The organism is Nitrosospira multiformis (genome assembly GCF_900110185.1).
Taxonomy (GTDB): Bacteria; Pseudomonadota; Gammaproteobacteria; order Burkholderiales; family Nitrosomonadaceae; genus Nitrosospira; species Nitrosospira multiformis_A.
Map to the genome: position 1 here is coordinate 141,126 of NZ_FOCT01000004.1, position 14,623 is coordinate 155,748.

General features: G+C 54.3%; 15 protein-coding genes. 8 read left to right on the forward strand and 7 right to left on the reverse strand.

What is annotated here, in order from left to right; all coding sequences use genetic code 11:
* Positions 1-87 precede the first annotated feature (87 nt).
* Both BMY01_RS18760 and BMY01_RS06235 read right to left on the reverse strand, forming a co-directional pair.
* Positions 88-492: a GtrA family protein gene (locus tag BMY01_RS18760; protein ID WP_074745368.1), complete on the reverse strand. Its 405-nt coding sequence runs from the start codon at positions 490-492 to the stop codon at positions 88-90.
* A 31-nt stretch (positions 493-523) separates the two neighbouring features.
* Positions 524-1,462, reverse strand: a complete 939-nt coding sequence (locus BMY01_RS06235) for a glycosyltransferase family 2 protein (protein WP_074745370.1) — start codon at positions 1,460-1,462, stop codon at positions 524-526.
* Positions 1,463-1,987: 525 nt separating this feature from the next.
* Between BMY01_RS06235 and dinB the strand changes: the two genes are divergently transcribed.
* The 6 genes from dinB to BMY01_RS06265 all read left to right on the forward strand — a co-directional run bounded on the left by dinB (position 1,988) and on the right by BMY01_RS06265 (position 8,301).
* Positions 1,988-3,145, forward strand: a complete 1,158-nt coding sequence (gene dinB / locus BMY01_RS06240) for a DNA polymerase IV (RefSeq protein ID WP_074745585.1) — start codon at positions 1,988-1,990, stop codon at positions 3,143-3,145.
* A gap of 147 nt (positions 3,146-3,292) precedes the next feature.
* Positions 3,293-4,447: an efflux RND transporter periplasmic adaptor subunit gene (locus BMY01_RS06245; protein ID WP_074745372.1), complete on the forward strand. Its 1,155-nt coding sequence runs from the start codon at positions 3,293-3,295 to the stop codon at positions 4,445-4,447.
* Positions 4,448-4,487: 40 nt separating this feature from the next.
* On the forward strand, positions 4,488-5,192 hold the full coding sequence (locus tag BMY01_RS06250; RefSeq protein ID WP_074745374.1) for an ABC transporter ATP-binding protein: 705 nt from the start codon (positions 4,488-4,490) through the stop codon (positions 5,190-5,192).
* A 172-nt stretch (positions 5,193-5,364) separates the two neighbouring features.
* Positions 5,365-5,838 (forward strand): thermonuclease family protein, encoded by a 474-nt coding sequence (locus tag BMY01_RS06255; RefSeq protein WP_074745376.1) that lies wholly within the window; start codon positions 5,365-5,367, stop codon positions 5,836-5,838.
* 9 nt (positions 5,839-5,847) lie between these two features.
* Positions 5,848-7,056 carry an ABC transporter permease gene (locus BMY01_RS06260; protein ID WP_074745378.1) on the forward strand — a complete coding sequence of 403 codons (1,209 nt, stop codon included), beginning with the start codon at positions 5,848-5,850 and terminating at the stop codon, positions 7,054-7,056.
* A 45-nt stretch (positions 7,057-7,101) separates the two neighbouring features.
* The gene (locus tag BMY01_RS06265; protein WP_074745380.1) at positions 7,102-8,301 is read left to right on the forward strand and encodes an ABC transporter permease; all 1,200 of its coding nucleotides are present in this window, start codon (positions 7,102-7,104) and stop codon (positions 8,299-8,301) included.
* A 205-nt stretch (positions 8,302-8,506) separates the two neighbouring features.
* Here the strand turns inward: BMY01_RS06265 and BMY01_RS06270 are convergent, their stop codons facing one another.
* The 3 genes from BMY01_RS06270 to BMY01_RS06280 form a co-directional block, all read right to left on the reverse strand.
* Entirely contained in the window at positions 8,507-8,761 is a 255-nt protein-coding gene (locus BMY01_RS06270; RefSeq protein WP_254772628.1) for a hypothetical protein, read from the reverse strand.
* Between the two features lie 187 nt (positions 8,762-8,948).
* Positions 8,949-10,580, reverse strand: coding sequence for an MFS transporter (locus tag BMY01_RS06275; protein WP_074745587.1), 1,632 nt, complete (start codon positions 10,578-10,580; stop codon positions 8,949-8,951).
* 163 nt (positions 10,581-10,743) lie between these two features.
* Positions 10,744-11,820: a phytoene/squalene synthase family protein gene (locus BMY01_RS06280; protein ID WP_074745384.1), complete on the reverse strand. Its 1,077-nt coding sequence runs from the start codon at positions 11,818-11,820 to the stop codon at positions 10,744-10,746.
* 140 nt (positions 11,821-11,960) lie between these two features.
* On the opposite strand from BMY01_RS06280, the gene BMY01_RS06285 reads away from it, so the two are divergent.
* Positions 11,961-12,326, forward strand: coding sequence for a YggL 50S ribosome-binding family protein (locus BMY01_RS06285; RefSeq protein ID WP_254772629.1), 366 nt, complete (start codon positions 11,961-11,963; stop codon positions 12,324-12,326).
* Between the two features lie 142 nt (positions 12,327-12,468).
* On the opposite strand, the gene BMY01_RS06290 is transcribed toward BMY01_RS06285, so the two are convergent.
* Complete coding sequence (locus BMY01_RS06290; protein ID WP_074745388.1) at positions 12,469-13,767, reverse strand: PQQ-dependent sugar dehydrogenase; 1,299 nt, start codon at positions 13,765-13,767, stop codon at positions 12,469-12,471.
* Positions 13,768-14,059: 292 nt separating this feature from the next.
* Positions 14,060-14,236 carry a hypothetical protein gene (locus tag BMY01_RS18285; protein ID WP_254772630.1) on the reverse strand — a complete coding sequence of 59 codons (177 nt, stop codon included), beginning with the start codon at positions 14,234-14,236 and terminating at the stop codon, positions 14,060-14,062.
* A gap of 3 nt (positions 14,237-14,239) precedes the next feature.
* On the opposite strand from BMY01_RS18285, the gene BMY01_RS06295 reads away from it, so the two are divergent.
* On the forward strand, positions 14,240-14,623 hold the full coding sequence (locus BMY01_RS06295; RefSeq protein WP_254772631.1) for a macro domain-containing protein: 384 nt from the start codon (positions 14,240-14,242) through the stop codon (positions 14,621-14,623).

Below are 14,623 nucleotides of genomic sequence, written 5' to 3' on the forward strand. Positions count from 1 at the left end.
CGATTTTGTGAATTCAGGCCAAGGGGACTTTTTGGCGGCAACTCATTATGCTAATAAGTTTGGCTTTTCTTACTACTCGCTTTATCTTTATTCTCGCCTGTTGCCGTAATAGACGAACCGGTAGGCACCCGCATAGTTAAAAAACATTGCGGTTATAGATCCAAGCATAAGCGCTAGGACAGGTAACTCATAAAACATCCTGGAACTCTCAATGCACACACCATAGATAACCATATTTATCAGTGCACCTAGGGTCTGGACGCCCATATACCTCCAATATTCCCTCACTTTGTTCGTTGACACTGTCGCCCTGAACGTGTAGGTTCGATTCAACGCCCAAGTGAGAGAGACGGCCAATAGAAAGGCTGCGCTGCGTGAAGTGTAGTGTCCAAATCCGAAAACATAGAACAGACCGGAAAATGCTGTCGCATCTACTATAAATCCTACAGCGCCTATAATCCCAAAAAAAAACGGACGGCGCGAGAATATCATGGCTGCTTGCTAGATTTGGAGTAGGCTGATTTTAAAGCTCTCTAATGACAACAGGGTATGCCAGATATGCGATACGCTTATTCTCGCGTCTCCCGTGAGTCACCGTATCGAGTATTAGGCCAGCCGTAAGGCTGAGAAATGCTAGTATCATAAGACCGGTAGCCAAAATGGCGGTGGGGAATCGTGGAACTAAGCCGGTTCTTGCAAACTCGAGAACTAACGGAATCCCCAAAGCCAGACCAATTACTGCAAAGAAAATGGACAACACCCCAAACGTGAGCAGGGGACGCTCTTCTCTTACAAGGCGTAATATCCGGACAAGAATACGCAGTCCATCCCGATAGGTTTTGAGTTTGCTTTGGGATCCGACCGGTCGAGCTCCATAAGGCGCCGCGTGTTCCTCCATAGGTATCCCTATCTCAAGCGCGTGAACACTCATCTCCGTCTCAATATCAAATCCCCCCGACATAGTGGGAAACGTCTTGACAAAGCGCCGTGAGAGAATTCGGTAGCCCGAAAGCATATCTGTAACACCCGCGCCAAAAAATATCTGGACTAGTCGAGTCAGCATGCGATTGCCTAGCCGGTGGCCAAAACGGTAAGCGTGGGCGTCATTATCTTTACGGGTGACAGTAATCATGTCAAGGCCGTTCTGTAACAGTACGTTCAGTAGACCTGGGGCAGCAGAAGCGTCGTACGTATCGTCTCCGTCAATCAGGACATAAGCATCTGCCTCTATGTCTGCGAACATCCGGCGAACAACGAAGCCCTTACCTTGGCGGCTTTCCTTCCGCACTATGGCGCCTGCACGGCTGGCTAACTCAGCCGTTCGATCTGAAGAGTTGTTGTCGTAAACATAGATATTGCAAGAGGGTAGATTACTTTGGAAATCCGATATTACCTTTTCAATTGTTTTTTCTTCGTTATAGCAGGGAACTAGGACGGCAATTTGGATACCTTCTAAATTCATGATAAGGCTTTTGGTGGCGGGGGTAGATTGGATTAACGTAAACTAACAAGGAAGCAGTTCAGGAATGATTTAGAAATTGGGTCTACCCGAATCTACCCAAATAATACTTGATTACTACGTCTTATCCCAGCAGTTTGCACACAGTTGCTCAGGGTTAATCTATTACTGTCGCGCCTGCTCTTATGGAACTTCTATAAATCAGTCTCATTGGTTATCGTTGCTCTTGTTATCTTATTCCGGGATCAGCAGAATCATAAATACTTCCTGATTTATCTCATTCTTCGTGTCAACAACAAAAACACTGGTTTGCCTCGCCATCATCATTGTAATTTTGAGTGTGCCGGCTTATGTAATGGTTTGCAACGCGTCCCGCGCCATAGCCATAGGGGTTAGCTTACAGCCTTCAAGCGGGGTATGGTGGAAGCCACTGCGGTGAACACGCGTGCCGGAACTGTAACTGTATGCCGACGTACCAAGCTCGTGCCAGCGGCAGAGGGCCAGATTTGCCTCGATGGGGAACTGCTGATGCACCGCTGCGTTGCCCATCTCGATATGGATGCTTTTTACGCCTCGGTCGAGTTGAAGCGATACCCGCAATTGCGCGGGTTACCGGTGGTAATCGGCGGAAGTGCGGAACAGCAGCCAGAGCTTTTCAACGGTAAGCCGCGTTTTGCAAAACTGAAAGGTTATGGGGGGCGGGGAGTGGTAACCACCGCCACTTATGAGGCTCGCGCTTTCGGCGTTTCTTCCGGCATGGGCTTGATGAAAGCGGCGCAATTGGCCCCGGAGGCTATCCTGCTGCCCGCCGACTTCAGCGCTTACCGCCGTTATTCGAATCTGTTCAAAACAGCCGTTGCTCTGGTTGCGCCTCATATAGAGGATCGTGGTATCGATGAGATTTACATCGATCTCAGTGGCTCGACCGAGGACATCGTGACTCTTGCCCGGCGCATCAAGCGGGCTGTGCGGGAAAGCACCGGGTTGTCCTGTTCTATCGGTGTAGCGCCAAACAAGCTTCTGGCAAAAATCTGTTCTGACCTCGAAAAGCCGGATGGTCTCACTCTCCTGGACATGGCCGATGTTCCAGCCAGAATCTGGCCTCTTCCCGTCCGTAAAATTAATGGCATCGGTCCGAAAGCAAACCAGAAACTGGCAGCGTCAGGTATTTTCACCATCGGCGATCTGGCACAGGCCGACATCGCTTTCCTGCAGGCGCGGTTCGGGCGCAGCAACGGCTCCTGGCTGTATGAGGCTTCCCGCGGCATTGACGATCGTCCCGTCGTGACTCATGCGGAGCCCAGATCGATCAGCCGCGAGACGACGTTCGAGCGGGATCTGCATGCGCGTCGCGATCGTCCCATCCTGTCGGAAATTTTCACTGGCCTATGCGCGGGTGTCGCCGAGGATCTCCAACGCAAGGGTTATGCTGCCCGTACCATTGGCATCAAATTACGATATGAAGATTTTCGCACCGTAACCCGTGATATCACACTCTCAGTCCCCACGGCGAACGCCGCCGCCATTCGCAAAGCAGCCCAGGAATGCCTGCGGCGTGTCTCTCTTGAGCAGAAAATGCGGCTGCTTGGCGTTCGCGCCAGCGGGTTGTGTTCCGAGACGCTGGTGCAGAGCGCAGGCATGAGTCAGCAAAGGGAACTCCCGCTGGCTGTCCTGGACATCCGATAAAGAAGTGTGCATCCAGATTGCTCGTGGCCCAAGTAGCCGGGTCAAATATGGGCGATAATCCTTCCTTTTTTCTTCATTGAGCAGCGTGGGCAGTGTCCTTGGCTGCTTGAAGCAGCTACTTGCTTTCACCCGATTTATCCATTCTCCATGCCAACAAAAAAAACACTGGCCCGCTTCGCCATCATCATTGTAATTTTCACGGCAGCGGGTTATGCAATATGGTTTGCAACGCGTCCGGCGCCCATAGAGGTTGAACTTGCGACCATCAAGCGGAGTACAGTGGAAGCCACCGTGGTGAATACACGTGCCGGAACAGTGACCGCGTGCCGGCGTGCCAAGCTTGCGCCGGCGGCAGGAGGGCAGATTGTCAGGTTGCAGGTTAAGGAGGGTGACAGGGTCAAGAAAGGACAGGTATTGCTGGAATTATGGAATACGGATCTGACCGCCCAGCGCGATCTCGCACGGCGCCAGCTCATCACTGCGGAAGAGCGGCGCCGCGAAGCCTGCATCATTGCAGCCCATGCCAGCCGTGAGGCAGAGCGTGCGCGTCAGCTCGCCGAGAGAGGCTTCGTCAGCGCACAGAACCGGGAGAATGCCGACGCCGACGCACGCGCCCGCCAGGCAAGCTGCGATGCGACGACTGCCGATGTGAAGCGGGCGCGGGCTCAGGTCGAAGTAACGGAGGCGGGGCTGGAGCGCACAGTTCTGGCTGCTCCATTCGATGGCATCGTGGCGCTTGTCACCGGGGAACTGGGTGAATATGCCACCCCATCACCCCCGGGGATTCCCACGCCGCCGGCTGTCGATCTGATCGATGATAGCTGTCTGTATGTTACCGCTCCAATGGATGAAGTCGATGCGCCCAAGCTGAAGATCGGGCAACTCGCCCGCATTACGATCGATGCCTTGCCCGGCCAGATCTTCCCCGGCAAGGTGCGGCGGCTGGCGCCCTATGTCACGGAGGTAGAGAAGCAGGCGCGCACGGTGGATATCGAAGTGGATTTCGAAGAAATACCGAAACGGCCATTGCTGGTGGGATATAGCGCCGATGTCGAAGTGGTGATCGAGCGGCATGAGAATGTACTGCGCGTGCCCACCCAGGCGATCCGTCAGGGCGGCAAGGTGTTGTTGGTGAACGAGGAAAACAGGTTGGTTGAACGCAGACTGGAAACAGGACTCGCCAACTGGGCATTTACTGAAGTCACCGGTGGCCTGGAGGAAGGCGATCGCGTATTGCTGTCATCAGAGGCAAAGGAAGTCAAAGCCGGTATACAAGTGCGGGAGAAGGTTGCCGAGCAGTGAATCAATGGAGTGATCCACTGAGTCACTTCGCCAGAATAGAATGATTCGCCTTACTGACATTTCGCGTGTTTTCCATATGGGAGACCAGGGGGTACGAGCGCTCGATGGGATCGATCTTGAAATCGATACCGGAGAGTATGTTTCCATCATGGGTCCCTCGGGGTCGGGCAAGTCGACTCTGCTCAACGTCATCGGCTTGCTCGATCAGCCGGACGGCGGACGCTATGAGCTCGACGGAAAGGATGTAACCGATCTGTCCGAGATCGAGAAGGCGCGCGTTCGCAGGGAAAAAATCGGTTTCGTGTTCCAGTCGTTTCATCTCGTGCCGCGATTGACTGCCGCGGAAAACATCGAGCTACCGTTGATCCTGGAGGGAATTCCCCCCGCCGAGCGAAAGTCGCGCGTAGATGAGGCGCTGCGGGGGTTCAATCTGCAGGATCGGGCGGCGCATCGTCCTTCCGAGCTGTCAGGCGGCCAGCGTCAGCGCGTCGCCATCGCGCGTGCAACCATCCTGCGACCCACCGCCTTGCTGGCGGATGAGCCAACAGGTAATCTCGACCACCGTATTGGCGCGGAAGTCATGGTGCTGCTCGAAGGCCTACATGAGGCGGGAACAACATTGATCGTGGTGACGCATGATCGCGAATTGGGGGCGAGGGCACGGCGCCATATCGCGATGCGTGATGGAAAAATTGTATCCGACGAGAGGCAGGGTAAATTTCCAGGAGGCAACAGTCTGGCATGACCTGCATCAACTTGCCGTTTTCAGGACTTCAGGAGCACTGCAATACATCCTATGGCAACAATAAATTGTTTATAATGAACTTGGCAGATTTTGTACTATCACAGCTCCCTGTCCTGTCAGTTGCGCATTCACAGGTTCGGTTCTTTCGGGGAGATGGATCGAGGCGCCTGCAATGCCGCATATTTTGGCTGCTCTGGCAATCGGGTTTTTCAGTTTTCTTCCTTGCGTGGCTTATGCTGACCTCACCGGTCAGGTAATTCATGTTGCGGATGGAGACACTCTTACCCTTGTAATAAACAAGGAATGGGTAAGGGCACGCCTTGCGGGTATCGATGCGCCTGAAGCGAATCAGCCTTTTGGCAAGCTTTCCAGGGAATCTCTCTCCGATCTCTGTTTCTGGCAGCAGGTTACGGTTATTCCGAAAGGAAAAGACCAATATGGCCGCATGTTTGCCCAAGTCCTCTGTGGTGAGGTTGATGCCGGGGCCGAGCAGGTACGGCGCGGCATGGCCTGGGTTTATGATCACTATGTAAAAGACAATGACCTCCAGCCCCTTCAGGACGATGCGAAGGCTGCAAAGCGTGGGTTGTGGGCCGATCCCTATTCAAAGCCGCCATGGAAATGGCGTGAGGTGTGGCAGGAATGAAGATTTGACGTGAAGCTTCGCGATACGTTGAGTCTCTCCATCAGAACCGTTGCCAGCTACCGCACCCGTTCGTTGCTCATCATTCTGGCAATGTCATTGGGGGTGGCAGCAGTGGTCGTACTGACCGCCCTGGGGGATGGGGCTCGTGGATATGTGGTTCGCCAGTTTTCATCCGTCGGAACCAATCTCATCATCGTCTTACCCGGTCGGGCCGAAACTTCCGGCGGCTTCCCTGGCGCAGCGTTGGGGCAGACTCCACGCGACCTGACACTGGAAGATGCGCGATCGCTTGTCCACCTGCCGCAGATCAGGCGGTATGCGCCACTCAACGTCGGTGTTGCCGAACTTGCCTCCGCCGGACGCCTGCGTGAAGTGACGGTGCTGGGAAGCACAGCGGATATACTGCCGATAAGGCACATGAATCTCGCGCAGGGCAGTTTTCTTGCGCGGGAAAAAGGAAGCGAGCGCAGCGCGCAAATCGTTCTGGGCGCCCAGCTCGCACAGGAATTCTTCCCCCAAAACAGCCCCATTGGTCAACGGGTAAGGCTGGGTGACCGGCGCTTTCTCGTTTCCGGCGTGCTTGCGCCGCAAGGCGAAACGATGGGTTTCAATACCGATGAAATCGTCATCATTCCTATCGATTATGCCCAAGCCCTGTTCAACACCTCGTCCCTTTTTCGTATTCTGGTCGAAACCAGAAGCCGCAGCGACCTTTTGCCCGCCAAAGAAGCAATTCGGAACATTTTAAAGCAGCGACATGATGGGGAAGAGGACATTACGGTAATTACACACGATGCTGTACTTGCCACTTTTGACCGCATTCTGCGGGCGCTGACGCTCGGTGTAGCGGGAATCGCCGCCATCAGCCTCGCGGTAGCCGGCATATTGGTAATGAATGTCATGCTGGTGTCGGTCAGTCAACGCACCTCTGAAGTCGGTTTGTTGAAAGCCCTCGGCGCGCCTTCCTCTGAGATCCACCGTTTGTTTCTTGCCGAGGCGTTGTGGCTGTCATTGGCGGGCGGGATAGCAGGATTCGCATTGGGACAATTTGGTAGTTTGCTGATCCGCCTGGCTTATCCGCAGCTTCCTGCGTGGCCGCCCCTATGGGCCAATATTGCCGGGGTGGGAGTGGCCTTTGTAACAGGTCTGCTAGCCAGCCTTTTACCGGCAGCGCGTGCCGCCAGGCTCGACCCTGTGCGCGCACTGAGTGGAAAATAAGCGGAAATGAGGAAATGGATATAAAAAGGGTATGAAAGGAGCGGCATGAGTGTTATCGATACGCTGCGTTTCGCCCTGCGCTCGCTCACCGCACATCGCCTGCGCACCTTGTTGTCCGCAACCGGAATCGGCATCGGGATTGCGGCGGTTATTCTCCTGACTTCCATTGGGGAAGGAATTCACCAGTTCGTGATTTCGGAGTTCACCCAGTTCGGCACCAATATCATTACGGTCACGCCGGGAAAAATCAGGACTCACGGCAGATCGCTGGGTGCGATCGGGAGCGCCCGGCTCCTGACGATCGAGGATGCGCTGTCGTTGAAGAACTCCCGGTATGTTCAGCACGTCAACGCAGGCGTAATGGGCAATGCGGAAATACGGGCGCGTGGACGGAGTCGGCGGGTCACGGTCTATGGTGAAAGCCCGGATTTCGCCCATACATTCAACATGAAGGTCGCAAGCGGACGGTTTCTGCCGGAGGATGATCCTCGCAATCCTCGCGCCTATGCGGTGCTGGGTTCCAAAGTGCGCACGGAATTGTTCGGCAGTGCCAATCCCCTGGGTGCTACGCTGCAAGTCGGCCTATCGCGCTTTCGCGTGATAGGCGTCATGGAATCGAAGGGGCAGGTGCTGGGATTCGATCTGGACGATACGGTCTTTCTTCCCACGAGCCGGGCACTGGAAATTTTCAACCGCGAGGGTGTAATGGAAATCAACATTGCCTACCAGCCAAGCGCGCCACTGGAAGCTGTAGTGGAGGATATACGCCGCATCCTCGTTTCAAGGCATGGGCGGGAAGATTTCACCATCACGCCCCAGCAGCAAATGCTGAATACGTTGAATACCGTTCTGGATGTATTGATTTTCGCGGTTGCCGCCCTGGGAGGCATTTCCTTGCTGGTAGGTGCTGTCGGCATGGTCACGCTCATGCATATTGCTGTGACTGAACGCGTTGCCGAAATCGGCTTGCTCACTGCCCTGGGGGCGACTCGTGCCCGTGTCCGCATTCTGTTTCTGACGGAATCCACAGTGCTCGCCACGTTGGGCGGCTCAGGGGGACTGGCTACAGGCGTGGGAATAGCATGGTTGCTGAAATCCCTGGCAATCGGCCTGCCCGTGCAGATCCCATGGAATTACACTGCCAGCGCACTCGGAATTTCTGTGCTGGTCGGTCTTGCCGCCGGTGTTATTCCCGCCATGCGAGCGGCACGGTTGAATCCCATTGAAGCGCTTCGGGCCGATTAGATTTTCCGTTCACTCTATAGCTCCCTCTCCCACATGTGGGAGAGGGATGGGGAGAGGGGGGCTTTGGCCTCTCCACCGCTCAGTTGGTTTCTTTACACCTGTTCACCTTAGGTCCCTTACCTCCGTTCACCCTGAGCCTGTCGAAGGACGAGATTCCTTCACTTTGGGTCACAAAAGAACAGCAGAATAAAAGATAAGGGGATTTTTAATCGCCAGAAGCCTGTTTGTTCCTGCGCAGCCACCGAAAAAAGAAAACATAAATAAAGGCCGGAACAAACGGAAGAATCCAAGGGAACATCTGCGAAAACCAGGAGGCATAGAAGCTATCCATGTAGCGGGCTTTGGCCGTGGAGCAGGCGCTGGCATCCGGAAGGCGGCAGGCGAGGTCGATTTCGTAAGAAACCTGAACATGAGCGCGCCACAGCCAGTAAGCCATTGATGCGGCAAAAACGATCAGCATAAGGACAAGCCAGTTTATCCGGCCTTCTTGTCGCATGGAACGCATTTTTTCTCCACTCCATAAATGATGCTTCCGAGGAAAGCAAGCACGCTTTGAAAATATTCTGGATAACCAGCAGGCTGACCTCTGTGGACAATCAGAATATTGTCCGCAGAGCCAGATTTGTTATCCTTTTCATTCCAACACCTCACGCATTGCGGAAGCGCGAATATCTGAGCAGGAAGATAGCCAGTAGTGGCAGTACAAGGCCAATTACGGTCACTGAAACCAGCAGTGGACCAAGTTCGCTGTAGTCAGCAGGAACAGTAATCTTCCCGGTATCGGGGTCCGTCACTTCGCGCGTTACCATGAAAATCTGGTTCATGTACTTTGTCCCAAGCTGCGACGCAGACAGGGCAAGGTTGGTGAACGAGGCCATCACCGCGAAGAAGGTGGCCTTGAGCGCCTCCGGCGCGGAGTTGGCAATCCACGCCAGCATCGGGATCATTGCAATCTGCCCCAGGGGGGATTCCAGCGCCGTATCGATCACCGCGATAAAGCGCGCATCCACCACGCCGTTCGTCAAGGACGCCGTCCATTCGTGCAAACCGTAATACATCCCGATTATGGGCAGGGACAAGAAGGTACCGACGATGGTAAGCCAACCGATAATATAGGCAATCGAACGTTCAGCCATGAATCGCCGAAAGATGAACATTCCCGCCAGAGTCAAGGTCGCGCCGATCAAGGATAATGTCGCCAGAAACTGCTGATCAAAGCCAAGGTGATCGATCATCCACCAGGTTGAACCAGCCCCTGGTCCGGGTATGGCGCGGAACACGAATATCAGGATTGCCGTGCCCACCAGTACATTGCGTGCCTCGGGCTCCAGTTCCCCCGTCAGCCGCCACATCAGGAATAAGACGATGGCCATGGAAACCAGGAAGATGATTTCCTCTCCCCCCGGTATCTGGCTCAGGCCTACACTCAGGGAGATTGCCGTGAAAGCCAATCCACCGCCAAGTATCCACCAGTTCACTGGAGGAGGATCGGGGTTAACCCCAAGCAGCGCTTCGGATTCCATCCGGCTATGTCCCTGGGCCATAAGACGCGTAATATCTCGCCGCCGCAACCATGAGGCGAACAGGACACCGGTAACGGAAACCAGCGGGATGATCAGGGCAAGCTCATAGACGAACAGGTATGCCGCGGCCTTGCCCGCCTCGGGTAACTCACCCACGCCTTGCAACACATAAACATTCACCAGCGAGACCAGAATTCCCCCGCTGATGATCGCGACCCGCCCCAGCGTCTGCATCGTGACATGCATGGATTTGCGGCTTTCGAGCGTTAACGGGTTTCCGTCCTTGTCGACTCGGGGCACCGCTTCAACCGTCATCGCATCCGCCACCACATCCTGAAGGACGTAGCCAATGGGCGCGAGCAATGCCGCGGTAACGTACCACGCCTCCACGGTAGCAATGGCGCGCATCTCCTCCAGGTGTCCAAGCAACCCGATCATGATGAGCAGGCTCAACGTGATCAAGCCCGCGCCCAGATACACCAGCAGGCTCTTCCACCGCCACACGAGGTCGACGAGGTGCCCCAGCGGCATCTTCAACGCCCATGGCAGCATCATCCAGAACCCGAGCGCCGCAAGAAATTCGGCCGAAAGCCCTAACCGCTCCTTGACGTAAAATGTGCCGACGATGCCCGTCAGGCCGGAAATGCCGGCGGCTACGTACACCATGAGCGGAGGCAGATAGGACAACCGCATTTCGCGGCCCAGCGCGAAAATATTCTCGTCCAGCCAACTGCCGGCAGTAGCGAGGAAACCCATGGCTGGCCGCGCGGTTGCGGCCACCGCGCTTTTATCGGGAGACTGGTTCATTGCTGCGGCAGGAAAGAAAGATTGTCGGGAGTATCTGGCACGGAAATGTTTTCGATTTTTCTGACTTCAAGGATGAAGCGCGGCAGCGATAGTTAATATTTGTATTTGCATATTACGCCAGCCGGCTCTGCGGTGATTGCTCTACGGCTGAGACAACCTGTTCCCGGACTCGGTTCCAGTAACTGGTTGCAACAAAGCCGTTGGCGCAGGTCAGGGTTGTCAGTGTCATTATCCGGTATACCTCGCTTCGGGGCGCTTTGACATTGACGGCGGGGTCGAGCAGATCAGGCGCCACCGCGACACGCCGTAGGGTTTCCCCGGCCAGCAGGATAGGCCAGATGCAGGCCAGCCGTTGACGAATTTCCGAGACAGGAATCGCCATGGTATAAATCCAGCCTTGATCCAGGTGCTCGACGGCCATCCTGATGAGGCGGTCGAGAACCGGTTTGAATTTTGGCAGGCTGTTGTCATTCAACAGGTCCGCGGGCTTCAGGCCTACCTCATCGAGAAGCGATTCAGGAATATAACAGCGCCCATTATGCAGGTCCCGGCCGATATCCTTCAGAATGTTGGTGAGTTGCAGCCCTTTCCCGAACCTTACCCCGATGGCTGCCATCTCCTCCACATCCCATCGTCCCATCGTCGGCCGGTGAGCACAAATCATCCTGGTCCAGAAATCCCCGACACAACCTGCGACATAATAAGTGTACCGGTCCAGGTCGTCCAGGGTGGATAGCGCCGCTAAGTGGTCACTTGATTGACCGGGGAAGCGGTTCAAGTCCATTTCCATCCCTTCGGTGAGCACCTTTATAACCCACTGCATGCGCTGCCGGTCATCGGGCGAATACTCCTCGTACAGCCTGAAACAATCCTCCAGCCGCTGCAGAAGAATGCTTTCTCCCGAGTTTTTCTGGTGGAGAACCAGCGCGCTCTGAATCTCCTGAACCGCTTCCCGATCAACCCTGGCAGTCATGAATTGCTCACGGAACTGGTTCAGGTATTTCAGACGCTCTGCCCGGTCGATCAGATCCGTATCCGCAATGGTATCGGCAGCACGGGCAAACAGATACGCCAATCCCATCTGGTCACGGACACCAATTGGCAGCACATTGAGCGTGAGATAAAACGAACGGGAAACCTGCTTGAGGATATCGTGCAGCAGTTCGTGTTTGGTGGAAGGGGTAGTCAAGGATGGAAATTCCGAATCCGTTAATGCAAAGGGCAGAACATTACCTGCTCTCCTACTAGAGGGTCAAGATGACGTGTTAAGGTAAGAGTTCTCCTTCATAGATCAAATAGAAGGGAATATCGCAGGAGTATGGTAGATTATTGAGAACCGTTGACACACTTTTAAACATGTCCAAAAATAGAAGCAGACGCCTCAGAAAAAAACTCCATCTGGATGAATTTCAGGAATTTGGCTTCGAGATTTCATTTTCATTGCCTGAAAATCTTGATAGCGAGAAACTGGACGATTTTTTTGATCAATTTCTCGTGGAAGCCATTGAGAACAACGGCTTGGTGTTTGGGGGTGGTATCGGGAGAAATAGTGGAGGTTTTGTAACATTAGGCAAACGAGGAAGTGCTACTGAAGAGCATAGAGAGCGGGTAAAAAACTGGTTATCTGCGCATCCTATGGTAGCTGATGTCCAGATCGGAGAGCTTGTTGATGCATGGCATGGGCATGATGAGTAAATAGGGTTGAGCGAAGCGGAACCCGAGAAGAAGCAGGCAGGATCATTAGCTGGACTGCTCTTCGACAATTTTGTTCTGAGCACTGCCTGCCCCTTCGACAGGCTCAGGACTAGGGCTATCGAGCGAAAATCGAATTAAAAATTCACCGGTAGTGCATGCGCCTATCCGGCAAATTTGCGTAAGTGCCGCTCTCTAGCTTTCTTTTTCTCCTCGCCCACACCCCGATCAAACCCATCCCACCCAGCATCATTGCGTAGCTTGCAGGTTCGGGTATAAGAGCGATTTGCCCGACCTGCCCATTGAGGCTTACCAGATAAAGATTGCCGGAAGCGTCCTCGCCGAATGAGGTGATATTCCCCGAAATGCCGGTTGGGGACAACAGTTCGGCAGTGCGGTCGGTGAGGTCGGTAATGCCTGAGCCGGTGAAGCGGAAGGACATCACCTTGTCGTTCACGAAGTCCGCAAAGAAGTAGGTGCCTTCCAGGCCGGGGATTTCTGAGCCGCGGTAGACATAGCCCCCAATGACTGAGGCGCCATCCGCGGTATGGTTATATTCAAAGATAGGGGGCGTGTGGTTGGAAATCTGTGGATCGTTGGGAAAATTTTCCAACGTCCCCTCAAACTTGCGCCACCCATAGTTCGCTCCGGCAGCGCCTATATCGATCTCCTCGCGTGCGTTCTGCCCGACGTCACCGATGTAGAAAGTGCCGTTTTCCCTGTCAAAACTGTCACGAAACGGGTTGCGCAATCCATACGCATATATCTCCGGATTGATCTCCGGATTGCCGCCTGCGACATTTCCATCCGGTATTGCATAGCCATACTGCGTGGGATCATTGGGCAGGCGATCAGATGAAACATCGACCCGCAAAATTTTGCCAAGATTGCTGGACAGGTTTTGCGCGCGATTACCAGGATCATCGCGGAAGCCGCCGTCTCCTGTGGCTATGTAAAGATTCCCCGACTCGCCGGGCCTGAAGCCGAGCCACCCAGCCTTGTGATTGCTGAACTCAGGTTGCTGCACAGTGAGTACTGTTTGCCGGCTGGTGATATCTGCCACGTTTGGCTGCGTCGCACTTACCTGATACGTTGCAACCACGGTATTGAGTGAGGTCTTATCTATGTAATCGACATAAAATCGACGGTTGCTGGCAAAGTTTGGATCGAATGCCATGCCCAGCAGGCCGCGCTCGCCCTCGGTATTGACCGAGTCTGACAGATCGAGAAATGGTGTTGGCTGCACAGTCCCATTCTGGAGGATTTTAATCAGCCCGCCCTGTTCGACAATGAACAGGCGTGAGTCTCCTGCTGGCGATGTTGCGAACAAAGGGCGATCAAGGCCGCTTGCAACGATTCGGGTTTGCAACTGTGCAAAAGCCGCCGGTGCCCCAAGACCAGTGGCGAAGACCAAAGCAAGCAGGGCAGAAAAGGGTTTGATCATGTCAGCTCCTCGGGACCGGTTAGAGTTGGAATCAATAGAGTCAATAACGGGAATAATGCGAAGGCCAATTTATGTATAGAAAAGGCAAAGTTCGCTGTCAACCCGATTTGAAATTTGAAATTGGTGACGAATTCGAATCTATCGTTATTGCCAGGTTCCGTTTTAAAACAGGTATCCTCAAAACCTGCCGGGGTAGAAATCTGTTGAAGGTATAAGGAGTTACAAAAGAATCACAGGGCAAGCCAAAACAGCACAACTTGCTATACTGAATCATGGGGTGTCCTATTCATTGTCATCGATCGCGGAGGGAAGGCGCATGATTCACGAAGTAAGGGGCGATATCCTGCTGAGCCATGCTCAGGTCATTGCCCATGCCGTTGCCCCTCATGATCGTTTCAGGGAGGGACTGGCTTTGAGTTTGCGCCAGCGGTAGCCCGCCCTGGTCAAGGATTTCCACCACTTCTGCCATACCATGCACCCCAAAGCGGGTGACGTGTGGGTCTGGTCGGGTGCGATGAGCAAACGAGTGATCAGCCTGCTGACGAATGAAGCGTCGCCTAGCACCGGGGGCAAGCCGCCTCCGGCCAGAAAGGAAGTTTTAGAACTGTCGTTGCGCGAACTTCGCAGTCTGCTGGAGAGCAAGAGGTTTTCCCATGTCGCGCTGCCCCGCCTTGCTACCGGCGCGGGCGGCCTGGATTGGAAGGTGGTGGAGCCCTTGATCGAGCGCCATCTCGGGGACCTGGACCTGCCTATTTACATTTATACTCAATATGAGGAAGGCGTTCAGGCCATAGAGCCGGGGTTGAGTCGCCATGATAGTCTCGACAGGAGACCGGACGCTTCCCGCAGGCAATAG

Bases quoted from the DNA above. Each gene is read 5' to 3' on its own strand.
- BMY01_RS06275 (WP_074745587.1), bottom strand. From the start codon at position 10,580: ATGGGTTTCCTCGCTACTGCCGGCAGTTGGCTGGACGAGAATATTTTC.
- BMY01_RS06235 (WP_074745370.1), bottom strand. From the start codon at position 1,462: ATGAATTTAGAAGGTATCCAAATTGCCGTCCTAGTTCCCTGCTATAAC.
- BMY01_RS06290 (WP_074745388.1), bottom strand. From the start codon at position 13,767: ATGATCAAACCCTTTTCTGCCCTGCTTGCTTTGGTCTTCGCCACTGGT.
- BMY01_RS06245 (WP_074745372.1), top strand. From the start codon at position 3,293: ATGCCAACAAAAAAAACACTGGCCCGCTTCGCCATCATCATTGTAATT.
- BMY01_RS06255 (WP_074745376.1), top strand. From the start codon at position 5,365: ATGCCGCATATTTTGGCTGCTCTGGCAATCGGGTTTTTCAGTTTTCTT.
- BMY01_RS06265 (WP_074745380.1), top strand. From the start codon at position 7,102: ATGAGTGTTATCGATACGCTGCGTTTCGCCCTGCGCTCGCTCACCGCA.
- BMY01_RS06295 (WP_254772631.1), top strand. From the start codon at position 14,240: ATGCACCCCAAAGCGGGTGACGTGTGGGTCTGGTCGGGTGCGATGAGC.
- BMY01_RS18285 (WP_254772630.1), bottom strand. From the start codon at position 14,236: ATGGCAGAAGTGGTGGAAATCCTTGACCAGGGCGGGCTACCGCTGGCG.
- BMY01_RS06270 (WP_254772628.1), bottom strand. From the start codon at position 8,761: ATGCTGATCGTTTTTGCCGCATCAATGGCTTACTGGCTGTGGCGCGCT.
- dinB (WP_074745585.1), top strand. From the start codon at position 1,988: ATGCACCGCTGCGTTGCCCATCTCGATATGGATGCTTTTTACGCCTCG.
- BMY01_RS06250 (WP_074745374.1), top strand. From the start codon at position 4,488: ATGATTCGCCTTACTGACATTTCGCGTGTTTTCCATATGGGAGACCAG.
- BMY01_RS18760 (WP_074745368.1), bottom strand. From the start codon at position 492: ATGATATTCTCGCGCCGTCCGTTTTTTTTTGGGATTATAGGCGCTGTA.